Raw genomic sequence first — 24,985 nt, 5'->3', positions numbered from 1 at the left:
AATTTGGTATTAAAATTGTTAGAATTGATTCTATTATTAAAACAATTAAATAAACAACTATGAAAAAATTATTTGTATTAGTGGCAGTTGCTTCATTATCATTTGCTACTTCTTGTAAACAAGAAACTTCAAAAACAACTGAAACTAATGTAACTGTAGATTCATTAGCGAACGACTCTACGGCTGTTATCAAAGAAACGACAACTACAACAACTACATTATCAGAAACTGATGCAAAAGCGAAAGTAGATGAAGCAAAAAAAGCTTTAGATGAAGCAAAAGCGAAAGGTGATAAAGCTGCAACAGAAGCTGCGCAAAAAGCTTATGACGATGCTAATAAAGCGTGGATTGATGCAAAAGCTGCTGTAAATAATGCTGCTCAAGATGTAAAAGATGGAGTGAATAATGCAGTAGACAAAGTAGATGCAAAAGCTAATCAAGCAAAAGAAGATATTAATACAGCTGCAAAAGACGCAAAAGCTGATATTAATGCGGCTGCAAAAGATGTGAAAGCAGAAGCGAAAGAAGCTGGAGAAAAAGCAAAAGAAGGATATAACAATACGTTAGATAAATTAAAAGCGAAATAATTTCAAAATAATTATTGCTAACTTAGCCTTGAGAAATCTCAAGGCTATTTTTTATGTTAAATTTTAGACAAGCAACAAAGACAGATGCGTTATCAATTGCAAAATTGATGATGTTAGCAATGGATAAAATCGTTTATGATTTTATCGGAAAAACAGATTATGAAGAAGGAGTTAACTTCTTGAAAAAATTAATTGAACAAGAAGAAAATCAATATAGTTATCAAAATACAGTTGTTGTAGAATATGATAAGCAATTTGCTGGAACAACAACTTTTTATGATGGAGGAAAATTAGAAGAACTTCGAAAACCTGTTTTAGAATTATTGAAAAATGATTATAACCAAATTATTCATCCGCAAGATGAAACACAAGCAGGTGAAATATATATTGATACCATTGCAGTTTCCGAAGATTTTAGAGGAAAAGGAATAGGTTCTAAAATATTGGATTATTTGATTGATGAAATAGGAAATAAGCAAGGCAAAACATTAGGTTTATTGGTTGACTTTACAAACCCGAATGCAAAGAAATTGTACGAAAGAAAAGGTTTTGAAGTGGTTGGAGAAAAAATGTTGATGAACGAAAATCATGAACATATGCAATACAAACCAAAACAATAGATAATAAAAAAGAGCTTTCAGAAAAGCTCTTTTTTTATTTCATTACCCCTAATTGAGTTAAGATTTTTTCTTCGTACGGATCGATTGTAAATTGTTCAAATTTCACAAAATCTTTTCCATCTTTTAAGTAACCTAATTGATAATTTTGACGAATAACAGCTTGATTTTCGAAGCTTTCCAAAATAGGTAATTCAGAAATTGGACTTAAAATTCGTTCGTTTTTGGTAGAAATTAAACCAAAATGCATCAAATAATTCTCTTTTGATAAGAAATATGGAAAATAAGCTAATATATCTGGACGCTCAATTTTTAGTGAAGTAGCTTCTCCAAAAGTGGCAAAATTTTGATCGACAGGTGTTAAATATTCGTATTGATAAGCTATAATCAATTGATTATTTTTATCAATCATTCCCCATTTCCCATCTTTTTCAACTCCAGCTAAACCAGCTCTAAAATCTGTACAACCATCATATTCGAACGGGATCACAACTTGATTTAATAAATCAATAAAACCCCATTTTTCGTCTTTTTTTACAGCACAAATATTCTCAATAAAATCACTCGTTAAATCATATTCGAACGGAATCAAAATTTGGTTAGATTTTGTTATAATTCCCCACTTATTCTCTTTTTGCGCGCTGTAGGCATTAACAGTTGTAAGTACAAGTTTTTGATATTCGAACGGAATAATCACATTTCCTTCTTTATCTATTAAACCAAATTGATTATCAATAGATATTGGTGCCAAATTATTGCGATCGAAAACAGTTAAATCTTCAAATGTCGTTGTTTCTTTGTGAACAAAATTGTCAAACTGGTCTGTATCTTTTGGTGATATTTTAGTCATGATTCTATAATTCGACGCAAAATTAATTAATCAAAAATTAATAGTTTGCATATAAATTTTAAAATATCCGATTTTAAACACTTTTTGTAAATAAAATTCTTATTTTTGTGAGAAAGCTTAAAATATAACCTATGAATATTTTTACTAAACTATTTTTAACCACAACTGTTATGGCGAGTAGTTTTGTTGCTGCTCAACAAGATAGTATAAACATTACTAATTTACCAACAACGATTAATAAAGATTATTCTTTTGAAGGAATATGGAAAATTTCTAACGACGGAAATACATCTAACTATAAAATTTCTGGAGGAAAATTGACAAATTATTCAAACAAAACAAGTCAGACTTTATTTCTTGATTTATATTTTGCTCCATCAAAAACATCTGTAGATTTATATAATTTACCGAATAAAATCAATACAAATGCACAATTAGGGAATTTAGAAGGTAACGGAACTAGTTTCAATAATGTGATTGTAACATTCAAAGGATCTGATGTACAAGCCTTATCACAAGGAGATTATACACCAATTTTGTTATTGAAAGAAAAAGAATCTGGTTCTATTTTGAATTATAAAGTTTTGAGTAATAAAATTTCTTTAGAATCTAATAATATATTAATTGATAAAGTTGTAAAGAATGTAGAATTACCTCAGGTTACAAATGATAATACTTTAGCTTCTACAAAGAATATAGACGCTACTTTATCAGATATATACACACCTGTTGAGAGTTCTTTAGATATAGAAAATGCAAATAGAAAAGTAAAATTATCAGGCGTTTGGAAGTTAGAAATTGATTTTAATACTTTGATGGTTACCGTAGATGGAATCAATAATTCTATTCAAAATTTAGGGTCAAAACCAACAAATAAGTTAAAGTTATTGGTTTATTTTTCAAAACAAAATATTTCAGATGCAAAAGAAATAGATGGTTTTGAATTATTAAACTTCGATATATTTCCGATTTCTGGAAATACTAAGGCAGAAAAGCTAACTTTTACTTCTAACATTACAAAACTAGTACCTGCTGGAGAATATTATCCAATTTTAGTTCTTACAGAGAAAAATGATGAAGGTAATTATATTATAAAATCTACACTAGGGTTAGGTGAAAAATATATTTGGAAATAACTTATATGATTATTTTGAAAAAGGCTTAAAAATTAATTTTAAGCCTTTTTTATTATATTATTTCTCATTAAAGTTCCACATGAATATCTTTCGTAGTGGCTTCTTTTTGAGAAGTTTTATATTTTGTATCATAGTTCCAAATAATTTTATCTGAAATGATTTTTCTTTTAAGATTAGTTTCTGCATTATATTCAGAAAAGAATGATTTTGTAATCTTTGAACTTTTTCGCAATTTCATTCGCCAGATTTTCAACACCTTATTTATTTGTCAAAGTTCGATTACGTTATTATACCATCCAAAATAATGATGAATATCTTGTATAAAACTAGCTCTAACTTGATTAGTTTGCTTATCAGTCGCATTCCAAGTATGTGGAGTGAATTGTATTAAAATATTGAATTGTAATTATTTAAATTGTTTTTAAATTGTCTTTTCATGAAACACTAATAGGAGTTAAAGTTTACAATTTTTTCGTAGTAGCTGGTTGTAAATTGAGAATGGTAAAATAGTTATTTCAAAAATGTAGACAAAAAGAAAGCCACTCAATTTGAGTGGCTTTTCTACTTATTTTGAATAGATAAATTATTTATCTAAAACTTCCATATCAAAATATAAAGTTGCATTTGGTGGTACAACACCTCCAGCACCTCTTGATCCGTAACCTAATTCAGCAGGGATAATTAAGAAAACTTTAGAACCTCTGTTGAACATTGTTAATGCTTCCATCCAACCTTGGATTAATCCTGTTACACCAACTGTAGCGTCTAATGGTTGATTGCGATCGTAAGAAGAATCTAATTTTTCACCATCGTTTAAACGTAAAGTATAATGTACTTGAATTGGATCTCCTTGAACTGGTTTTGCTCCGTTACCTTCTTCTAAAATTACATATTTTAATCCAGAAGGAGTTGATTGAGCTTTTGCTTCTAATTCTTTTTGACGAGCAATTTCTGCATCTTTTTCAGCTTTTGCTTTCGCTTCAGCTTCAGCTTGTTTTTTTGCGTGATTTGCTTTTGCAGCTTCAAATGCTTCAGCTCCGTTGTATTTAGCATATTTATCACCTTTACGAGCGATTTCTACTTTCTCAATTACAACTGGAACAACTGGTTTATCACTTGGCGTTTTTTCTACATTTGCAATAGAATCAACTACATCTAAACCTTCTACAACTTGTCCGAAAATAGTGTGACGTCCGTCTAACCATGGTGTAGGAACTTCTGTGATGAAGAATTGAGAACCGTTTGTAGCTGGTCCTGAATTTGCCATAGATAAAACACCTTTTTTATCGTGTTTTAAAGTTGGTTCAAACTCATCTTCGAAATCGTAACCAGGTCCACCTGTACCAATTCCGTCTGGATCTCCACCTTGAATCATGAAATCTTTGATCACACGGTGAAAAATGATTCCATCATAAAAAGGAACTCCTTTTGCTTTTGCTTTATTTTCTTTTGTACCTTCTGCTAATCCAACAAAGTTAGCAACCGTCATTGGCGCTTCTTCTTCGTATAATTTGATTGTCATTGCACCATGATTTGTTGTCATTTTTGCATACAATCCGTCTTCTAAACTTTTAAATTCTTCTTTACTCATCGATTTTGGAATTTTAACGCCACAACTAACAAGGGTAGTGATGACAGTTAAGATTAATAATATTTTTCTCATTTTAACTTTACAGTCTTTGTGTTTATTAGTGTTTTTTTATTTTCAAAACTTTTACATCCATAATAATAGGCGAGTCTGGCGCAATTTTTTGCGTATCGCCATAACCTCCATAAGCTAAAAACGAAGGTAACAATAATTTAGCAGTTTCACCTTCAGGAATTAATTGTAAACCAGCTTGTAAACCTCTCACAATATCAGCTTTTCCTAAAATTATTTTCTGAATTTTATTATCGTTAAACGAATATAAAATGTTGTTTTCGATATCAGTTACTTGATATTCAAATTCGATATAATCTCCATTATTAGCTGTTTGAGCTGTTCGTTGACCACTATTCGAAATCCAAAAACCCGAACTCGTTTTAACAAATTTTAGGTCAGATGTTTTCATATAATCATCAAACCATTGCAATTCTTCTTGATGCAATAATTTTCCACGCTCTTGCGAACGTTTCATAAAATCATCATTAGAATATGAAACGGGATATTGTATCACTTTTTGATCACAACTCATTAACGCAAAAACAGCGAAAGTGAATAAAATAACTTTTTTCATTAGATAACGATACTAGCTAATTTTTCTTGATATTCTGGTAAAAGTGATTGGAAATAAGCAATTGTTTCTTCCATATTCATATCCGAACGACCTCCAGCCGCATTCATATGACCACCGCCATTAAAATGTTTGCGAGAAAATTCATTCACATCAAAATCACCTTTAGAACGTAACGAAATTTTAATGAAATTATGATGTGTATCTTCAATAAAAATTACAGAAAAGATAAAATTCTCTACACTCAAACCATAATTTACAAAACCTTCTGTATCTCCTTTTTGAAAACCATTTGCTAATAAATCTTCGCGTTTTAAGAACATGAAAGCTGTACGATGTTCTGGTAAAAAAGTTAGATTATTTAGGGTTAATGATAACAATTTTAAACGTCCTTGCGTTTGCGAATCGTTAACATACGAAGTCACTTTGTCAACTTCTACACCTTTATCAATCAATTCTGCCACAATTCTGTGCGTATCTGCCGATGTATTACGAAAACGGAATCCACCTGTATCCGTCATTATTCCAGTATAAATACATTCAGCAATGCCTTTGTCAATTTTATCCAAATCATTCATCGCTTCGATAAAATTATAAACCATTTGACAAGTCGCTGGCATTTCGATATCCGAATACATAAAATCAAATGTATCTGGTTCGCGGTGATGATCGATTAATATTTTTGGCGCTTTCGAACGTTCAACCCAGTTTCCTAAGTCATCAATTCGTTTTACAGTATTAAAATCTAAGATAAAAATCAACTCAGCTTGATGTATAATTGCTTCGGCAACTTTTGGTCGGTAATCTGCAATTACAATATCTTTTGCTGAAGGCATCCATTTTAGGAACTTCGGAAAATCGTTTGGTGAAACAATGTTACACGTGTGTCCCAATTTATTCAAATAATGATACATCGCCAATGTAGAACCTATCGCATCTCCATCAGGATTTTTGTGCGGTAGAATTGCAATTTTCTTTGGTGTTGATTTTAAAAGAGTTTTTAACTCTTCGAAATTTGTCATTTGCATAGTTGCAAAGATAAACAAACAACTGATATTGTAAATTGCTTTGAAGAAGAAAACTGCAAAATTTAAATGAATTATTTATTTTCAATGTGCATATTTTGTTGATGAATTGTTATAATTCCGTTTTATGATTATTAAAAATAAAATCAGAATAATAAAAAAATGTAAAACAAATATTAATTCGATTATATTTGTTGATATAACTTATAATCAACTATATAATAAATCTAATTATGAAAAAGACTACTTTTTTAGCAATCCTATTAGGAGGGATTGCTTTTGGACAAGAGTTTTTACAACCATCAGATGCATTTTCGCATAAAGAAATTGTTTATTTAACATTAGCAGATGGTACAGAATTACAAGGAACTGTAGATGATATTGACCGAAAAAAAGGTTTGATAGAGGAAATTGTAATTAAAGATGGTAATAATAAAAAGATAAAACTGAAGCCCGAACAAGTTAAATCGATGTATTTGATGCCAACAAAGTTGAATAAACTTACAAAAATGTCAGAAGCATTACATGAAGTGAATAATTATGCAGATAAAAGATTGAATAATGCCTTGACTGGTCAAGGATATGTTTATTTTGAGAATGTTCCTGTTATGGTTAAGAAAAAAAGAACGAATATGTTAATGCAACTTCTAAATCCAGATTTCAGTTCTACAATCAAAGTATATCATGATCCTTATGCAGGTGAAACGACTTCTTTAGGTTTTGGAGGTATTAAAGTTGCTGGATGAATTGATAAATCTTATTATATTTCAAAAGATGGAGAAACAGCGTATAAAATAGAGAAGTCTGATTACAAAGACGCTTTTATTCCAATGTATCAGTCATGTCAAACGTTAGTAGATAAATATAAAAGTGATATTTCTTGGAGAGATTTAGAGAAACATGTATATGAATATTCTACAATTTGTCAAGAAAAATAAATTTAAGCATTAACGATAAGATGAATTCATAAAAACAAGAAAACCTCCAAATTTGGAGGTTTTCTTGTTTTTATGAAACGTTATAATTTATAAATCTCTTTTCTTGATAATTAATAAGGATAAACCAAGAAATAAAATGATGTAGAAAACATTTGCAGCAAAATATTCCCATTGTAAATGATCCGCAACAAATAATTTTCCTTCCATAATCGCTTTTTGTATATCTACAGAAGGATAATCAACTATTTTTCCGTTTGAGTTTAGTGGTAAATAATTAGTTAAGATTTTAATTTCTTCAGGATTTTTTGGAGGATTTTTACCAAAACGCACTAAAAATTCAACAACTTTAGCAACAGATTCTATAATATTCAAAACAATTAAAGATAAAATCGCAAAAGCACTTTTCTTTAATAAAAATGATAAAAACATGGCGAAAACAATGTAAGCGAAGATTTCGACGAAATATCCACCTAAGAATTCAATTCCGTTTACAAAATCAAATTTTTCGCTAAAAATAGAACCTAATGCAAAAACTAAAACGCCAACTAAAAATGTAGAAATCAATGTTATCACAACGTTCATCAAAACTTTAGTGTTAAGAAACTCTGTTTTCGATAAACCATCAATTGTATTTTGTTTGAAAGTTCCGAAAGAATATTCGTTGGTAATATTATTAATGACAATAATAGCTAAAAAGAATTTTCCAAAACCAATTAACCACGTAATATTATGCCAAATTACAGGAAACTCTAATGCTCCCAATTTGATTAAATCAACTTCAATTCCATTCATATTTGGTTTGAAATTTGGCAACGTAATTCCCATTAACAGAATCATCACGAAGTATAAAATAATGAAAATTCGTGTTCCTTTGTTGTAGAATAATTTATTCCATTCTATGCTAAATAATCTTTTCATGTTAGTTCTGTTTTTGGATTAATTGGAAAAATTGTTGTTCTAAAGATTCTTTACGTTTTACCAAATGATTTACGATAATCCCTTGTTCATAAAGCATTTTGTTGATTTCTGCAGGATCTTTTTCTTCTGATAAAACAGCAAAAAGTTTGTTATTCTCTTTGGTAACTTTCGAAACGAATGAGAACGTTTTTAATGTATATTCCAAACTTTCCATATTTTGCGCAGCAACTTCAATGCTTCCAAAACTCGAATTCATTTGATCTACAGAACCCGCATAAAGCATTTTACCTTGATTAAGAACCACCACATGCGAACATACTTTTTCTACTTCGTCCAATAAATGGCTTGCTAAAATAATTGTTGTGCCTTGTTGTGCAATTTTAATAATCAATTCACGAATCTGAATAATTCCTTGCGGATCTAAACCATTTGTAGGTTCGTCTAAAATCAACACTTCAGGATCATTTAACAACGCAGCCGCAATAGCCAAACGTTGCTTCATTCCCAACGAATATTGTTGAAATTTATCTTTTTTACGAGAAAGTAATCCGACTAATTCAAGCTTTTCGTCAATTTTTGCGTAATTAACTTCTTTAATATCCGCAACAATTTCAAGATTTTTTTCTGCTGATAAATAAGGATAGAATTTTGGACTTTCGATAATTGCTCCAATTTTTTTCAACGAATCGTTATCTGGTTCCTTATCGAACCATTTCCATGAACCCGCTGTAGGATTGATCACATTAAGAATCATTCCTAATGTTGTCGATTTTCCACTTCCGTTTGGACCAAGTAATCCATAAACGTTTCCTTTTTCTACCGAAAAAGTGACATTGTTGACCGCTGTAAAACTGCCAAATTTTTTTGTAAGTTGATTAATTTCAAGAACTTTATTCATAGTAGTTGAATTTGTTTTCTTTATATGTAGAGTTTTTCGTTAATTTGTTACAATTTAGAATTAATTTAAATAACATGAGAACGATACTTTATACCTTATTAATTGTACTTACAATTCAGGCTAAAGCGCAAAACGGAAAAATTTATCAAATTTATAATCAACAAGAAAAGAAGGTTGATTTTGATAAAATGATTAAAGAATTAGCGAAATATGATGTGGTTTTATTTGGCGAACATCATAATAATGCAGTAAATCATTGGTTGCAATTGCAAACGACAAAAGAATTGTATAAGATAAAAGGAAATCAATTGATACTCGGAGCAGAAATGTTCGAGCGTCATCAACAAAATGATTTAACGAATTATTTGAAAGGTAAAACGACGGATGAAGAATTTCAAAAGAGTACAAAGCTTTGGAATAATTACAAAACAGATTATAAACCGCTTGTAGATTTTGCAAAAGAGAAGAATTTAGATTTTATAGCGACTAATGTAACGCGCAAATATGCTTCGTATGTTGCTAAGAATGGGCTTGAATCTTTGGATACTATTTCTAACAATGAGAAAGCTTATATTGCGAAACTTCCTATTACCATAGATTATGATGCGCCTGGTTATCCTGAAATGATAAGAATGATGGGAGATCACGCTGGAGTGAAGGCAAAACAGTTTGTTGCAGCACAAGCTACAAAGGATGCTACTATGTCAGAATCAATTTTGAATAATTTGAAGAAAAATAATCTATTTATTCATTACAATGGTGATTATCATTCTAAAAATTATGGCGGAATTTATTGGTATTTGAAATATTTTCGACCTGAGCTCAAAATCGCTGTAATTGAAATTCTAGAAAGTGAAGATTTAAATGAAAAATTATCTGCAATTAAATCAAAAAACGAAAATGTTACTACGACAGAATTTATTATAGTAATTCCTAAGGATTCGCCTAAAACCTACTAATTTTACTGATAAGCAGAAAGTTTTATTGATTTTTTTTCATATTTTGCATTTTTAAAAAATAAAGCAAACAATTAAATACAACTATGGACAGAAGAAATTTTATTAAATCGACTGCTGCAGCATCTACGGTAGCATTAGTATCACCAGATTCATTATTTGATTTTTCATCAAAAATTGATAAAGTGAGAGTAGGAATTGTTGGCTGTGGAATGAGAGGACAGGTACATTTAGATGAATTGTTAAAAAGAAATGATGTAGAAGTCGTTGGGATCGCTGAACCAGATCAACGAATGATTGATCGTTCGAACAAAATTTTTGCGAAATACAAGAAAAAACCTGTAGAGTATTTTAAAGGTTTAGATGGATATAAAAAATTATATAAGAATAAGAAAATTCATGCTGTAATTATAGCTACGCCATGGGAGTTTCATGCTGAGCAAACAATTGCAGCAATGAATGCTGGTAAAATTGTTGGTTTAGAAGTGTGTGGAGCAATGAATTTGCAAGAATGTTGGGATTACGTAGATACCTATGAAAAAACCAAAGTTCCTGTATTTATGATGGAGAATGTTTGTTACCGTCGCGATGTGATGGCTATAATGAATATGGTTCGTAAAGGAATGTTTGGTCAAATTGTTCATGGACAAGGTGGTTACCAACACGATTTAAGAAATGTATTATTCAATGATGGTAAACAACCTTATGGTGGTGGAGTTGAATTTGGAGACAAAGGTTTCTCTGAAGCTGCTTGGCGTACAAATCATTATGTAAAACGTAATGCAGAATTATATCCAACGCATGGTTTAGGACCAATTGGTACAATGATGGATGTTAACCGTGGAAATAGAATTACACACTTAACTTCTATGGCTTCTCAACAAGCAGGTTTAACTGATTATATCGTGAAGAATGGAGGTGCAGATCATCCAAATGCAAAGGTTAAATTTAAACAAGGAGATATTGTTCAAACAATGTTAAAATGTGAGAACGGAGAAACAATCCTATTAACACATGATACATCTTTACAGCGTCCATATAACTTAGGTTTCCGTATTCAAGGAACTGATGGTATTTGGCAAGATATCGGTTCTGGAGGATTTAGTCAAGGTTTCATTTATTTCGAAGATGAAATGAAACATTCTCACAAATGGGCGAGTTCAGAAGATCATTTAAAAACTTACGATCACCCATATTGGAAAAAATACGAAACTCAAGCAGAAGGAGCAGGACACGGAGGAATGGATTTCTTCTTAATGAATGATTTTATCGAGTGTATTAAAGCAAACAAAGAATTCCCATTCGATGTATACGATTTAGCAACTTGGTATGCAGTAACACCATTAAGTGAAAAATCTATCGAAGGAAATGGTGCTTCTCAAGAAATGCCAGATTTTACAAGAGGAAAATATAAAACAAGAAAACCAGTTTTTGGTACAGAAGATTATGGAATCTAAAACCTTATCATTAGTCATTTTAGCAGGTGGAATGGGAAGCCGCTACAAAGGACAAAAACAAATTGATCCAATTGGACCAAGTAAAGAAACGTTGATGGAATATTCAATTTTCGATGCTTTTTCTTGCGGAATAAAACATTTTGTATTCATTATTAATGATCAACTTGATGTTGAAACCAAAAAATATTTTCAAAATTTAATTGAAAAAAATGGAGGTTCAGCTGAGTTTGTTCTCCAAACAACGTATACTTCTGTTCCGAGAGGAATTTACGATACAATAGAAAAAAGAGAAAAACCTTGGGGAACGGGACATGCTTTAATGATTACAAAAAATCATTTAAATAATCCATTTATTGTGATTAATGCAGACGATTTTTATGGTCGTAAAGCATTTGAGAAAGCAAATGAATTGGTTCAAAACGAAAAAATTACAGCAAATACTTATGGTATGGTTGCGTACAAATTGGCCAATACGATTAGCGAAAATGGTTCTGTTTCTCGCGGAGTTTGTACAGTAACTAACGGTCATTTGGAGAATGTAGTAGAGCGTACAAATATCTATTCTAACGAGAATGGAGAAATTGTTTTCGAAGAAGATAATAACGTTTTACCATTAGATGGAGATACGACTGTATCGATGAATTTCTTCGTTTTACATCCTTCTATTTTTAGAAAATTAGAAGATAAATTTGAGGAATTTCTTCACGAAAATGCTTCTCAATTGAAAGCAGAATTTTTCTTGCCGAAAGTTGTAAATGATATGATCAAAGAAGATCAATTGGAAGTGATTGTAGAAAAATCGGATGACAATTGGTTCGGAATGACTTATCCAGAAGACAGAGAAGTTGTAGTAAATTCTATTCACAATTTAATCAATGATCAAAAATATCCAAATTCACTTTGGACATAAATTATAATGGAGAAAATATTAAAACATTATTTCGAAAATATAGATCAAGTTAGTATTAATCCAATCAGTTCTGGTTGGATTAATTCTACTTATGAAGTTGGGTACGAGGGAAAAAAATATATTTTACAAAAAATAAACACGCACGTTTTTCCTCAACCAGAAGTAATTTCTAACAATATTGACATCATTTCTCGTCATCTAAAATCAAAGGGGTATCAAAATTCGGTAATCGAAATTGTAAAAGATTTGCAAGGAAATTTATTAGCAAAAGAAGATGGAGAAATTTGGAGAATGACTTCTTTTATTCCAAATTCTATTTGTTTTGAGAAAGTGGAATCTGCGGAACAAGCGTATGAAGCGGCGAAAACAATTAGTGAATTTCATTCGTATTTGTTAGATGTTAATGTTGATGAAATTCATCCTTCGATTGTCGGGTTTTTAGATTATCATAAACGTGTAAATGATTTCAAAAATGCATTGAAAAATGCTTCAATAGAGCGTTTAGAAGAAACGAAAGAAGAAGTTGCTTATATTTTGGATAATCTATATCAAGTTGAAAAATACTTAGAAATAGATTTCCCAAAACGTGTCGTTCATGCTGATGCAAAAATTAGTAATTTCTTATTTAATAATGATAATCATTCGCAAGCAATTGCTGTGATAGACTGGGATACAATAATGCCAGGGAATATTTTGTGCGATTTTGGAGATATGATTCGTACATACGCAAATCTGAAAGCAGAAGACGATCCAAATGGAGAAAATGGTTTTTCGGCGGATTATTATTTGGCTGTCAAAAATGGTTTTCAAGAACACCTAAAAAATGTGTTAACGCCTGTCGAGCTTGATAATATGGATTTTGTTGCGTATATTGTGATTTATATTCAAGCGGTTAGATTTTTGGCAGATTATTTAGAAAACGATATTTATTATTCGATTTCTTATCCAAAACAAAATCTAAATCGTACGATTAATCAAATCAATTTATTAAAAGCATTAACAAAATTTCATGAAGAAAATTCGGTTCGAAAAATATAAACCTACAGATTTTAATAACTTTTTTAAACTTGTTCAGGACGACGAAGTGATGAAATACATTTCTGGCAAAGGTTTGAATGAAGAGCAAGCAAATCATAAATTCACTTCAATTTTAGAAAAAGGAGAAGTTGATGAAAATTTAGGTTTTTTCAAAGTTTATGATGAAAATGATAATCTTTTAGGTGATTGTAAATTGGTTTACAACAAACACATCGAAAATTCACTTGAAATAGGTTATTTATTGAAAAAAGAATTTTGGAGAAAAGGTTTTGGATCAATGATTTGTGAACATTTATTAGCAGAATCAAAAGAAAAATTTCCAGATTTGCAAGTAATGGCTGTTATCGATCCTGATAATGTTGCTTCGAGAAAGTTGTTAGAAAAGTTTAATTTTGAATCGTATTGGAAAGGCATCGAAAATGATTTGCCTACAGAAAAATTGCTTTTAAAAGAGAAATGATACGAGTAAAAGATGTCGCTTTGGCGATGGAAGAAATAGCGCCTTTGGCGTATGCAGAAGATTTTGACAATGTTGGATTGCTAGTTGGTGATTACAATGATGAGGTAACAGGAATCTTGGTAACGTTGGACACAACCCCAGAAGTTGTGGAAGAAGCGATTGAGAAAAATTGTAATTTGATTGTGAGTTTTCATCCAATTATTTTTTCTGGTTTAAAGAAATTTAACGGAAAAAATTATGTTGAAAAAGCAGTGATGACAGCAATCAAAAATGGAATTAATATTTATGCAACGCATACGGCTTTAGATAATTCGAAAGTTGGTGTTAATTTCAAAATTTCTGAACAATTAGCTTTATTGAATACTAAAATTCTTATTCCGAAATCGCAAACCATCAAACAATTGATTACTTATGTTCCAACAGAACATGCTGAGCAATTGAAATCTGCGTTGTATGAAGTTGGTGCAGGGAAAATTGGGAATTATGATTCGTGCGGTTTTGCGATAGAAGGTAAAGGAAATTTTCGACCAATTGTTGGTGCGAATCCTTTTATTGGTGAGATTGGGAAATTGGAAACAGTAAACGAAACGCGAATAGAAGTTGTAGTTCCAGAACATTTGGAAGGTGAAGTGATGAATGCTTTGTTCAAAAATCATCCGTACGAAGAGGTTGCGTATTCTGTTATTTCGTTGAATAATCAAAACAATTATATTGGAATTGGAATGATTGGAGAGTTGGAAAATGAAATGGAGGAACTCGATTTTTTCAATTATCTGAAAACTCAAATGAATACACCCGTTATTCGTCATTCCAAATTATTAAACAAAAAAATAAAGAAGGTTGCTGTACTTGGAGGTTCTGGCGCATTTGGAATAAAAAATGCAATTTCGGCTGGAGCGGACGTTTATATCACGGCTGATTTGAAATATCACGATTTTTTTACAGCTGAAAATAAGCTTGTTTTGGCAGATATTGGACATTTTGAATCGGAACAGTTTACAAAAAACTTAATAACTTCGTATCTTAAAGAAAAATTTACTAATTTTGTGGTCTTTAATTCTGGAATTAATACCAATCCTGTTAATTATTGTTAACTATGTCTGAAACAAAAAATATCAAAGAACTAAGCGTAGAAGAAAAACTTCGCGCATTATACGACTTGCAATTAATTGATTCACGTTTAGATGAAATCAGAAACACAAGAGGTGAATTACCTTTAGAAGTTGAAGATTTGAGCGACGATGTTGCACAATTAGAAACGAGAATCCAAAAAATAGTTGACGAAACTAAAGGTTTGGATGAAGAAATTAAATTGAAGAAAGAAGCAATCAAAAATGCTGAAGCTTTAATTAAAAAATACACGAAACAACAAGATAACGTACGTAACAATAGAGAATTTGATGCTTTAGCGAAAGAAGTTGAGTATCAAGGTTTGGAAATTGAGTTATCTGAAAAACGTATTCGTGAGTTTACAGTTAAAATTTCTCAAAAAAATGCACAAGTTGAAGAATTTAATACAAAATTAGATTCAATGAAAGAGCATTTATCTCACAAACAAGCTGAGTTGGATACAATTGTAAAAGATACAGAAAAAGAAGAAAGTAATTTATTAAAATTATCTTCTGAATATTCTGCTAAAATCGAACAAAGATTGTTAGACGCTTACAGCCGTATCAGAAATTCTGTGAAAAATGGTTTAGCTGTTGTTCCTGTACAACGTGGAGCTTCTGCGGGATCTTTCTTTACAATTCCACCACAAAGACAAATGGATATCGCTCAACGTAAAAAAATTATCGCTGACGAACATTCAGGACGTATCTTAGTTGATTTGGAATTGGCTTTAGAAGAGCAAGAAAAAATGGAAATCGTTATCAAAGGGTAATTTCTGTTAAAAAATATTTTATTTAATATCAAAGTGTTACACGATTGTGTAACACTTTTTTTATGCTAAAACTAGTTATTGTTATTTTTTAGCACGCTATTTGTATTACCGCAATTATAATTAGTTTGAAAATTTAGAAATTATGAAAAAAATTATATTTTTAGCAATGTTAGCTGTCTCATCTATCTCTTTAACATCTTGTGTAAATAATGATGATGGCTATTATGAACCTGAGATTGTAAATGTTGGACAAATCAATTATGATGGTGTATCATTTCCGCTTCGAAATGCAGTTGTTGCAGATATCAAAAAGGCTGATGGCGGATTTTATTATAGTGTAGAATTATCTACAAATCCAGTTCCTAAAAATGGTAAATTAAATGGAGCTTATTTGTATTTAGAAATTTTCCAAAGAGGTGATTTAAATTTTAATGGAACTTACGTAACAGAAAATAATGATAGAGGATTGGATTATATAGAATATTACGAAGATCCTATTATGCAAAATTATGTGCCAGTTCTTAATTCAGGGACGTTTGCTTTGTTAGACACAGATTTTTCTTCTGGTTCAATTAACTTAAAAAATTATTTTGACCCTTATAACAGAAGTTTATTGTCTACAAACTTTGCGTTAAGAGTTTCGAATGGTAAAACATTAACTGGTGATTTTGATGGATTATTTGATTTTATCCAATTATACAGCAAATCTGCAAAAGATGCTGTAAGTGCAAAATCTGCATCAACAGAAAGAGTAAAAACAGGAGTGAGAACACCTTCTGCAAGAAAATAAAATTTCAATTTATAAATACAAAAAACTCCGCTAAATTTTTAGCGGAGTTTTTTATTGATATACTTTTTTGATTAAGCTTCTATTTCTTTATCACGATTTTTTGGAAAACGGCGATAACCTTTCAAATTAAATCTAAAATCTTTTTTCGTTGGACGAACAATAATACGTAATGATGAATCATTTGTAAAATAATTTTGAGCCCAATTGAAGAAAATTGCCAGTTTGTTGCGAACGGTCAAGATTAACATTAAGTGTAAGAACATCCATGTAAACCATGCTAAACGCCCAGAGAAAGAGAATTTAGGTAAGTCAACAACAGCTTTATGTTTTCCTATTGTAGCCATAGAGCCTGGATCTTGATATTCAAATAAAGCTAATTTATCTTCCGATAAACCTTGTCCAATTTTATTGAAATTTTTGGCTAAATTCATAGCTTGATCCCCAGCAACGCGTGCTAATTGAGGATGTCCATGAGGGTATTTAGGTGTTTCCATACAAGAAATATCACCAATAGCATATATGTTATCAGTTCCAATAATTTTACTTGTACGATCTACCTTAAAACGGTTACCTCTTTGTAACTCTTCCTGAGAAACAGCTCCTTCAGGAATGTTTCCTGTAACACCAGCAGACCAAATTAAATTTTTTGTTTTGATTGTGCGTCCGTCAGCTAAGGAAATAGTTTTTCCATCATAATCTGTAACTCGTCCTTCTGTCCAAATATGCACTCCCATATTTGTCAAATATTCGTGAGACTTTTTATGAGCTAAATCAGACATAGGTCCTAATAAATTAGGACTTCCTTCAATCAAATAAATATTCAATTTAGAGAAATCTAAATCTGGATAATCTTTTGGTAGAATGTGTTTTTTCATGTGTGCAATTGCACCAGAAAGTTCTACTCCAGTTGGTCCTCCACCAACAACAACAATGTTTAAAATTTCTTCTAATTCTTCTTCTGACTCAGCAGAATAAGCACTTTCAAAATTTGTTAACAATCTGTTTTTTAGCGTTAAAGCTTCGTTTGTGGATTTCATTGGGAATGATAATTCCTCAATTTGTTTATTACCAAAGAAATTTGTGGTACATCCCATGGCAATAACCAAATAATCGTAAGAAAAATCTCCGATTGTGGTTTCAACAATATTAGCTTCTTTTTTTATTGCTGTTACTTCAGCTAATCGTACGCTGACATTTTTACTTCCTTGAAATACTTTTCGTATTGGAAATGAAATATCACTAGCGTTAATTCCTGCTGTAGCAACCTGATAAAAAAGAGGTTGAAATTGATGATAGTTATAACGGTCAATAAGTGTAACAGAAAAGTGTGGGTTATTATTTAATTTACGGGCTAATTTAAGTCCGGCAAATCCAGCACCTAAAATGACAATCTTTTTCTTTTCCAAAATTCACTTTTTTGTAAAATTACGAACAAACTAAGAAACAATGAAAGATTTATTAAAAATTATTCTGAACCTTAGATATTTACTATGATATCGGATTGATTATTAGATTTTTTTAAATTCATGTTTTTTGTCAGTTTTAAATAAATTGTTAAAATTATTTGTGATTTTACGTGTTTTCAAGCTTTTTTAATTTTTATGAAAGATTAAAATTTAAACAATTTTTAAGCTGAATCATTTTAAGAAATCAATCAAATTCACGAATTTTATTCCAAATTAATCAAGTCAAAAAAAACAAGTAATGAGCAAATTATTTGAATCAATCAATATAAATGAATCTATTTCATTAAAAAATAGAATTATTATGTCGCCAATGTGCCAATATTCTTCGGAAGATGGTTTTCCAAATGATTGGCATTTTCAGCATTATGTTTCGCGTGCTGTGGGCAATGTTTCGGCAATTATACAAGAAGCAACAGCAGTTGTTGCAGAAGGTCGAATTTCGTATGGTGATTTAGGAATTTGGAAAGATGAACATATCGAAGCGTATCAAAAATTAACTTCCGAAATCAAAAAATACAATTGCGTTCCTGGGATTCAGTTAGCGCATGCAGGAAGAAAAGCAAGTACAGAAAAACCTTGGTTGGGACACAATCAAATAAAATCTGACGAAAAAAATGGCTGGAAAACAGTTTCGAGTTCTAATTTACCTTTTAATGAATCGGATGAAATTCCACATCAATTAACAATTTCTGAAATTAAAGATGTTGTAAAAGAATGGGGAAAAGCAACGGATCGTGCTATAAAAGCTGGTTTTGAAATTTTAGAAATTCATGGTGCGCATGGTTATTTGGTTCATCAATTTCTTTCGCCTTTAATCAATAATAGAACAGATGAATATGGTGGAAGTTTCGAGAATAGAATTCGTTTTGTGTTGGAAATTGTTGAAGAAATGCAAAAATATATTACAACTCAATCACTTTGGATTCGTTTGTCAGCTTCGGATTGGGCAGAAAATGGTTGGAATTTAGATGAAACAATTGAATTGTGTAAAATATTAAAACAAAATGGAGTAGAAGTGATTGATGTTTCGTCTGGAGGTGGAGTGAGTCATCAAAAAATTGATGTCAAAAAAAATTATCAAGTCCCATTCGCAAATGAAATTAAAAATCAAGTTGAAATAATTACTGGAGCTGTTGGATTAATTTTTGAACCAAAACAAGCCGAAGAAATTCTTCAAAATAATGAAGCTGATTTAATATTTTTAGGAAGAGAATTATTACGTGATCCATATTTTGCATTGTGTGCTGCAAAAGAGTTAGAAGAAGATATTAAGTGGTTGCCACAATATGAAAGAGCAAAAAATAATCATTACGCATAAACCATGTTAGCATTAAAAAAAATCCATCATATTGCAATTATTTGTTCAGATTATCAAAAATCAAAACATTTTTACACAGAAATTTTAGGTTTCGAAATTGTGCAAGAAGTTTATAGAAAAGAACGTGATTCTTATAAATTAGATTTAGCTTTGCAAAATTATTACTGCATCGAATTATTTTCTTTTCCTAATCCCCCAAAACGTGTTTCTCGACCAGAAGCTTCTGGATTGAGACATATTGCTTTTGCTGTGGGAAATATAGAAAATGAAGTAGAAAAACTAACGCAGTTGAATGTAACGGTAGAGCCAATTCGTGTGGATGAATACACGCAAAAGAAGTTCACTTTTTTTGAAGATCCCGATGGTTTGCCGATAGAATTATACGAAGAATAGAAGAATAAATGGTAAAAAAGAGTTTACTTGCCTTAGCAATGGGAGGTTTAGCCATCGGAATGACGGAATTTTCGATGATGGGAGTTTTAGAAGATTTTGCAAAAGATTTGAATATTTCAATTCCAACAGCAGGGAATTTTATATCAATGTACGCAATGGGCGTAATGGTTGGAGCTCCAACATTGATTATGGCTACAAGTAAATATTCGCCAAAAAAAGTATTGATCTTTTTTATGTTATTGTTTACTATTTTTAACTCACTTTTTGTTATTGCACCAAGTTACAATACCTTATTAATTGCTCGTTTTATGTCTGGTTTGCCTCACGGAGCGTTTTTTGGAGTAGGATCTGTTGTGGCAGCACAATTAGCAACAAAAGGAAAAGAAGCGCAAGCTATTTCGATTATGTTTGCAGGATTAACGTTTGCGAATTTGGTCGGTGTTCCATTAGGAACAAAATTAGGACAAGTTTTTTCGTGGCGATTAACATTTGGGATTATTGCAAGTTTAGGATTAATCACGATGTTAGCGATTTCTCTTTGGGTTCCGAATCTTAAAAATACAAACAAAGGAAGTTTAGTAGAACAATTAAGTTTTTTCAAAAAATGGGAAGCTTGGGTATTAATTGTGATGATTTCTATTGGAACTTCAGGATTATTTGCGTGGATAAGTTACATTTCTCCATTAATGACAAATGTGGCAGATTTACCTAAAACAAAAGTTCCAATAATTATGACTTTGATTGGTTTAGGAATGTTTGTCGGTAATTTTATAGGTGGAAAATTGGCAGATACCATGTCACCAAATAAAGCTGCAATCATCTCTTTTGCGTCGATGGCGGTTTGTTTAGTGATTGTTTATTTCACTTCTCATATACAAATAATGGCTTATATCATGTCGTTTATTACAGGATTAATTGCGTTTACAATTGGTTCCCCAATTCAAATGATGTTGATTAATAATGGAAAAGGATCTGAAACTTTAGCCGCAGCGGCTGGTCAAGCAAGTTTTAATATCGGAAATGCTTTAGGTGCATTTTTAGGAGGAATTCCGATTGCAATGGGATTAGGATTTAATTCACAATTGTGGGTTGGCTTTATTATGGCTTCGGTCGGATCAATAATTGCAGCAATCTTTTTACAATTAAAATCGAAAAGAGTTTAAAAATATTACTTCAATCATAATCAAAGGATGTTCTACGGAGCATCCTTTTTTAGTTTATATTTGTACAAATTAAACTCAAATGAATCATTACAAAGCTCTTATTATAGACGATGAACACTTTGCTCAACAAGGGTTAAAGAAAATTATTCAACATGCTTTGCCAGATTTTTTTGTTTCCATTGATACTGCGAATTCTGTAAAAGAAGGTGTTGAAAAAATTAAGGAAAATCAACCAGATATAGTTTTTTTGGATATTCAGATGCCAGAGGAATTTGGGTTTAAATTATTTGATTATTTTGATGATATTACGTTTGATGTCATTTTTACAACAGCTCATTCAGACTATATTTTAGAAGCCGTAAATCAATGGGGATGTTTGGGATATTTGATGAAACCTATTTCAATTTCTGACCTTAAAGTATTATTGAATCGTTTTGTAGAACGTCAAAATCAAACAAAAACCTCGAAAGAGATTATCAATATTGCAGATGATTTTGAAGATGAGGTAGAAACTGATAATCTGAAAGATGTTTTCAAAAATGAACATGGAATTATTTTTATTCCATCTATAACAGAGGTTTTGGTACTGAAAATTGAAGATATTATTTACTGCAAAGCGGATGATAGTTATTGTACAATTTTTACCGAAAAAGAGGCGTACATGGTAACTAAAACGCTGAAAGAGGTAGAAAACTTGATTGATCAAACCAATTTTTTTCGTGTTAATAGATCATATTTAGTCAATATTAATTTTGCTAAAAAATTTGATAAACGAAACAATTTATTGATTCTTAATTGTCATCCAAAAGACGGCGAATCAAATCTGCCTGTGACTTCTTTGGGGTATAAAATTTTATCGAATGTGGTTGCGTAACTTCATTTTTTTACTTCTTTTATTTCTTTGCTCTCATCAACTTTCTGCGCAATATGTTTTGACAAAACAATACACGTACGAAAATGGTTTGCCTGCCAATGAGATTTTGAGTGTCTACAAAGATTCTCGAAAAATTTTATGGGTTGGAACTCGTTTTGGCGTGTTTGTGAAAGACATGGATAATTTCAAAATGATGAAACGCTTCGAGAAAGTACAATACAATAATGTTTGGACAATAATAGAAGATAGACAGCATAATGTTTGGTTTGGAAGTTATGGACAAGGAATATTGAAATTTACAGGTCAACGTTTTGAACAAATTAATACAGCGAAAGGGTTGGTTTCGGATCGCGTTCGAAATTTATTTTATTTAGATGATTTAATATATGTTGCTGCGCAAGGAGGCGTTTCGATTATTGATACAAAATCAAAGAAAATTTACAATCCTTCTTTCGAAAAAAATAACAATATTGTGTTCGAAGCGGTGTCTTTTTTCGAATATCAAAATAAAGTTTATGTTGCAACAATCGATCATGGTGTTTATGAAGTTCATCGTGATAAGTTGAAGTTGGTCAATCCTTTCAATCGAATTAATTATAGTTTTTTGTATAATAATGATTTGTATTTGTCATCGTCTAAAGGTCTTAATGTTATTCCGATAAACGATTTCTTGAATAAAAAATTGAATTTTAAAACGTATGATTTTCCAGTTTTTAGAAATCACAACATTTCAGATAAACGTCATTCTCTTTTATTAGCTGGTTACGAAACGGGTGCGGGAAATGGTATGGTTGCGGAGTTAAAGAATAATAAAATAACAGATCAAACAGAAAATTTTAAAATCACTTCGGATTATCCATATCGAGTTTTTAGTAGTAAAACGGATGATTTAATTTATGTAGGAAGTGCTGATAAAGGACTTTTTGAAGTTCATTTTAATCATTTTTTAGATTTTTCTACGATTGATAATAAAAAAGTCATTGAAATTCTAAAAGTTGAAAATACACAATATTTTTTAACGCCAGAAGGTCTTTATTTTCAGGAGAACAATGTATTTAATAAGCAGATAAAGAGAGATGCTTTTTATCAATATATGCTTCGAAATAAGTCAAAATTCAAAGATTTTTTAAGTCAATCGAATAAAGATTTTTATGAAATAGATTTTGATTTGAAAGAAAAAAACCTTCGTTTTTATAAAATGATTATCCGTCACAATTCATTCATTATAGCAACTAATTTAGGACTTTTCGAGTTAGATTTTAATGGAGAATTCAAAGATTATTTACCTAATCGAACAAGTCAATTTACGTATTTTAATAATCAATTTATTCAGACAAATCCTTTTGGTGGAATTTTAGTTTTTGATGATTTGAATAACCTAAAATATCACTCATATTCTGCTGCACAAGCCAATGTACCGAAAGATGTTGTTTCGATTTGTCAAAATAAAAAAGCTGTATTTTTTGGATCTTCTTTAGATGGATTATTCAAGTATGAAAATGAAAATTTTATTTCGTATTTGCAAAATAATCAGTTTAAAGAATCTAAAATTAAAATGATAAAATGCGTTGGAGATAATCAGTTGTTGGTTGCAACAGAATTTGCGAAAGTTTATATTTTAGAGATAAAAGGAGATGAATTAATCACAAAAAAAGTAATTAATATTCGTGAAATTGGTGGAGAAAATATTAGTTCAATTGACATTTTTGGGAACTCAATTTTAATCGGAACCAATCGTAATTTACTCGTTTTCAATAATGGTAAAACATATATGATTGGCAATGAACAAGGTTTTGTGAATAAGGATATACATTCTTCTATTTTTGACGGAAAAACGGCTACAATTGGTGTTGAAAATGGATATTATAAGTTAAATCTTGAGAATTTATTAAAGCAAAAAAATCAGTCGAAAGAGATTATTATTACAAGTTTTAAAATTAATGATGAATCTTTTGGGATAGATAAATTTATGTGGTTTGATTTGATTGATAAAGATTTGAATTTAAAAAATAATGAGAACAATATTACACTAAATTTTGCTGTGGTTGATGCAAATTTCGCTCAAAGTTATAAGTACAGATATCGTGTAAATCCTGATGAAAAGTGGAACGAGTATTTTTATAACCCATCTATTTATTTGCGGAATATACCATATGGTAAATATCGTATTCAATTAGAAATAACAGATACAAGCAACGGACAAAAACAAATTATTGATTTGGTTTCGTTGAATGTTGACGAACCTTTTTACTTGAACATTTATTTTATTTTGTTGTCAGTCTTAACTTTAGGATTAATTATTTATCGTTATAATACAAATAAAATCAAGACGTTAAATAAATTTAATCAATTAAAAATTAGTCAATTAAATGAGAAAAATACACAAGAAAATCAACGTTTGCAATTAGAGCGACAATTAACCGAAACGAAGTTAACAGCCTTACAATCGCAAATGAATCCGCATTTTATTTTCAATGTGTTGAATTCTATTCAGTTTTATATTTTGGATAATGATATTGATAATGCGTTAAATTCGTTGGGACGTTTTTCTCACTTGATTCGTCAGATGTTAAATCTTTCAACAAAAGATGAAATTAGTTTGAAAGACGAAATTGATTTCTTGAAATTATATGTTGAAGTTGAGAATTTTAGATGGAAAAATAAAATAGAATTTGATGTTCAAATTGATAGCCAATTGGATATTTATCGTATCAAAATTCCGCCAATGTTGATTCAGCCAATTATCGAAAATTCTTTTGTTCACGCATTTGATCAAAATCATTTACAACCGATTATCAAATTGATTATTAGATTAAAAAGTGATTATTTAGAAATAATTATTGAAGATAATGGAAAGGGAAATACAACACAAATTACGCAAAATAAAACTCACGATTCGAAAGCACTTAAAATAATTAATGAGCGTTTACGATTGCTTAATCATAATATTGAAGAAAATATTTTTATAGATTTTCATGAAAAAGGAACAAAAGTTCGAATGATTTTGAAAGTTGATTAAAATTTCACCTGAATAAATTTACAATTCACCTTGCTGAAACGTGAATTAACGAAATCTAAACTCTATTTTAATGATAG

25 protein-coding genes are annotated in these 24,985 nt (G+C 30.4%); 17 read left to right on the top strand and 8 right to left on the bottom strand.

Annotation, left to right across the window (positions count from 1 at the left end):
* Window positions 1-59 precede the first annotated feature (59 nt).
* Window positions 60-587: a hypothetical protein gene (locus tag FH779_RS10340; RefSeq protein ID WP_180904616.1), complete on the top strand. Its 528-nt coding sequence runs from the start codon at window positions 60-62 to the stop codon at window positions 585-587.
* Window positions 588-640: 53 nt separating this feature from the next.
* Window positions 641-1,207, top strand: a complete 567-nt coding sequence (locus FH779_RS10335; RefSeq protein WP_180904615.1) for a GNAT family N-acetyltransferase — start codon at window positions 641-643, stop codon at window positions 1,205-1,207.
* A 34-nt stretch (window positions 1,208-1,241) separates the two neighbouring features.
* On the opposite strand, the gene FH779_RS10330 is transcribed toward FH779_RS10335, so the two are convergent.
* On the bottom strand, window positions 1,242-2,054 hold the full coding sequence (locus tag FH779_RS10330) for a WG repeat-containing protein (RefSeq protein WP_180904614.1): 813 nt from the start codon (window positions 2,052-2,054) through the stop codon (window positions 1,242-1,244).
* 131 nt (window positions 2,055-2,185) lie between these two features.
* Between FH779_RS10330 and FH779_RS10325 the strand changes: the two genes are divergently transcribed.
* On the top strand, window positions 2,186-3,190 hold the full coding sequence (locus FH779_RS10325) for a hypothetical protein (protein WP_180904613.1): 1,005 nt from the start codon (window positions 2,186-2,188) through the stop codon (window positions 3,188-3,190).
* 67 nt (window positions 3,191-3,257) lie between these two features.
* Here the strand turns inward: FH779_RS10325 and FH779_RS10320 are convergent, their stop codons facing one another.
* From FH779_RS10320 to FH779_RS10305, 4 genes are all read right to left on the bottom strand, one after another.
* The gene (locus FH779_RS10320; RefSeq protein WP_180904612.1) at window positions 3,258-3,428 is read right to left on the bottom strand and encodes a hypothetical protein; all 171 of its coding nucleotides are present in this window, start codon (window positions 3,426-3,428) and stop codon (window positions 3,258-3,260) included.
* Window positions 3,429-3,773: 345 nt separating this feature from the next.
* Entirely contained in the window at window positions 3,774-4,853 is a 1,080-nt protein-coding gene (locus FH779_RS10315) for a peptidylprolyl isomerase (protein WP_244957946.1), read from the bottom strand.
* Between the two features lie 25 nt (window positions 4,854-4,878).
* Complete coding sequence (locus FH779_RS10310; protein ID WP_180904611.1) at window positions 4,879-5,406, bottom strand: FKBP-type peptidyl-prolyl cis-trans isomerase; 528 nt, start codon at window positions 5,404-5,406, stop codon at window positions 4,879-4,881.
* A complete protein-coding gene (locus FH779_RS10305; RefSeq protein WP_180904610.1) occupies window positions 5,406-6,431 on the bottom strand; it encodes a DHH family phosphoesterase in 1,026 nt (341 codons plus the stop codon). The genes FH779_RS10310 and FH779_RS10305 overlap by 1 nt, the downstream gene beginning before the upstream one ends.
* A gap of 230 nt (window positions 6,432-6,661) precedes the next feature.
* Here FH779_RS10305 and FH779_RS10300 point away from each other — a divergent pair, with 230 nt between their 5' ends.
* A complete protein-coding gene (locus FH779_RS10300; RefSeq protein ID WP_180904609.1) occupies window positions 6,662-7,174 on the top strand; it encodes a hypothetical protein in 513 nt (170 codons plus the stop codon).
* 279 nt (window positions 7,175-7,453) lie between these two features.
* Here the strand turns inward: FH779_RS10300 and FH779_RS10295 are convergent, their stop codons facing one another.
* The gene (locus tag FH779_RS10295) at window positions 7,454-8,284 is read right to left on the bottom strand and encodes an ABC transporter permease (RefSeq protein WP_180904608.1); all 831 of its coding nucleotides are present in this window, start codon (window positions 8,282-8,284) and stop codon (window positions 7,454-7,456) included.
* A 1-nt stretch (window position 8,285) separates the two neighbouring features.
* Complete coding sequence (locus tag FH779_RS10290; protein WP_180904607.1) at window positions 8,286-9,182, bottom strand: ABC transporter ATP-binding protein; 897 nt, start codon at window positions 9,180-9,182, stop codon at window positions 8,286-8,288.
* Between the two features lie 74 nt (window positions 9,183-9,256).
* Here FH779_RS10290 and FH779_RS10285 point away from each other — a divergent pair, with 74 nt between their 5' ends.
* The 8 genes from FH779_RS10285 to FH779_RS10250 all read left to right on the top strand — a co-directional run bounded on the left by FH779_RS10285 (window position 9,257) and on the right by FH779_RS10250 (window position 16,675).
* The gene (locus FH779_RS10285; protein ID WP_180904606.1) at window positions 9,257-10,141 is read left to right on the top strand and encodes a ChaN family lipoprotein; all 885 of its coding nucleotides are present in this window, start codon (window positions 9,257-9,259) and stop codon (window positions 10,139-10,141) included.
* An 83-nt stretch (window positions 10,142-10,224) separates the two neighbouring features.
* A complete protein-coding gene (locus tag FH779_RS10280; protein ID WP_180904605.1) occupies window positions 10,225-11,595 on the top strand; it encodes a Gfo/Idh/MocA family protein in 1,371 nt (456 codons plus the stop codon).
* On the top strand, window positions 11,585-12,505 hold the full coding sequence (locus FH779_RS10275) for a nucleotidyltransferase family protein (protein ID WP_180904604.1): 921 nt from the start codon (window positions 11,585-11,587) through the stop codon (window positions 12,503-12,505). Before FH779_RS10280 ends, FH779_RS10275 begins: the two co-directional genes overlap by 11 nt.
* A 6-nt stretch (window positions 12,506-12,511) precedes the next feature.
* Window positions 12,512-13,543 carry a phosphotransferase enzyme family protein gene (locus FH779_RS10270; RefSeq protein WP_180904603.1) on the top strand — a complete coding sequence of 344 codons (1,032 nt, stop codon included), beginning with the start codon at window positions 12,512-12,514 and terminating at the stop codon, window positions 13,541-13,543.
* Window positions 13,515-14,003: a GNAT family N-acetyltransferase gene (locus FH779_RS10265; RefSeq protein WP_180904602.1), complete on the top strand. Its 489-nt coding sequence runs from the start codon at window positions 13,515-13,517 to the stop codon at window positions 14,001-14,003. The genes FH779_RS10270 and FH779_RS10265 overlap by 29 nt, the downstream gene beginning before the upstream one ends.
* A complete protein-coding gene (locus FH779_RS10260; protein WP_221627907.1) occupies window positions 14,000-15,097 on the top strand; it encodes a Nif3-like dinuclear metal center hexameric protein in 1,098 nt (365 codons plus the stop codon). The genes FH779_RS10265 and FH779_RS10260 overlap by 4 nt, the downstream gene beginning before the upstream one ends.
* Window positions 15,098-15,099: 2 nt before the next feature.
* Window positions 15,100-15,885 carry a zinc ribbon domain-containing protein gene (locus FH779_RS10255; RefSeq protein ID WP_180904601.1) on the top strand — a complete coding sequence of 262 codons (786 nt, stop codon included), beginning with the start codon at window positions 15,100-15,102 and terminating at the stop codon, window positions 15,883-15,885.
* Window positions 15,886-16,027: 142 nt separating this feature from the next.
* A complete protein-coding gene (locus FH779_RS10250; protein WP_180904600.1) occupies window positions 16,028-16,675 on the top strand; it encodes a hypothetical protein in 648 nt (215 codons plus the stop codon).
* Between the two features lie 71 nt (window positions 16,676-16,746).
* Here the strand turns inward: FH779_RS10250 and FH779_RS10245 are convergent, their stop codons facing one another.
* Window positions 16,747-18,081: an NAD(P)/FAD-dependent oxidoreductase gene (locus FH779_RS10245; protein ID WP_180904599.1), complete on the bottom strand. Its 1,335-nt coding sequence runs from the start codon at window positions 18,079-18,081 to the stop codon at window positions 16,747-16,749.
* A gap of 298 nt (window positions 18,082-18,379) precedes the next feature.
* Between FH779_RS10245 and FH779_RS10240 the strand changes: the two genes are divergently transcribed.
* From FH779_RS10240 to FH779_RS10220, 5 genes are all read left to right on the top strand, one after another.
* Window positions 18,380-19,459, top strand: a complete 1,080-nt coding sequence (locus tag FH779_RS10240) for an NADH:flavin oxidoreductase/NADH oxidase (RefSeq protein ID WP_180904598.1) — start codon at window positions 18,380-18,382, stop codon at window positions 19,457-19,459.
* Between the two features lie 3 nt (window positions 19,460-19,462).
* Window positions 19,463-19,852, top strand: coding sequence for an SMU1112c/YaeR family gloxylase I-like metalloprotein (gene gloA2 / locus FH779_RS10235; RefSeq protein ID WP_180904597.1), 390 nt, complete (start codon window positions 19,463-19,465; stop codon window positions 19,850-19,852).
* An 8-nt stretch (window positions 19,853-19,860) separates the two neighbouring features.
* On the top strand, window positions 19,861-21,015 hold the full coding sequence (locus tag FH779_RS10230) for an MFS transporter (protein WP_038331221.1): 1,155 nt from the start codon (window positions 19,861-19,863) through the stop codon (window positions 21,013-21,015).
* 79 nt (window positions 21,016-21,094) lie between these two features.
* Complete coding sequence (locus FH779_RS10225; RefSeq protein WP_180904596.1) at window positions 21,095-21,889, top strand: LytR/AlgR family response regulator transcription factor; 795 nt, start codon at window positions 21,095-21,097, stop codon at window positions 21,887-21,889.
* Entirely contained in the window at window positions 21,876-24,908 is a 3,033-nt protein-coding gene (locus FH779_RS10220; protein ID WP_180904595.1) for a sensor histidine kinase, read from the top strand. Before FH779_RS10225 ends, FH779_RS10220 begins: the two co-directional genes overlap by 14 nt.
* Window positions 24,909-24,985: the final 77 nt, after the last annotated feature.

The sequence above is a fragment of the Empedobacter falsenii genome, from assembly GCF_013488205.1.
GTDB classification, from domain to species: Bacteria; Bacteroidota; Bacteroidia; order Flavobacteriales; family Weeksellaceae; genus Empedobacter; species Empedobacter falsenii_C.
The sequence above is the reverse complement of the archived record's forward strand: the minus strand, read 5'-3'. Positions and strand labels throughout refer to the sequence as shown.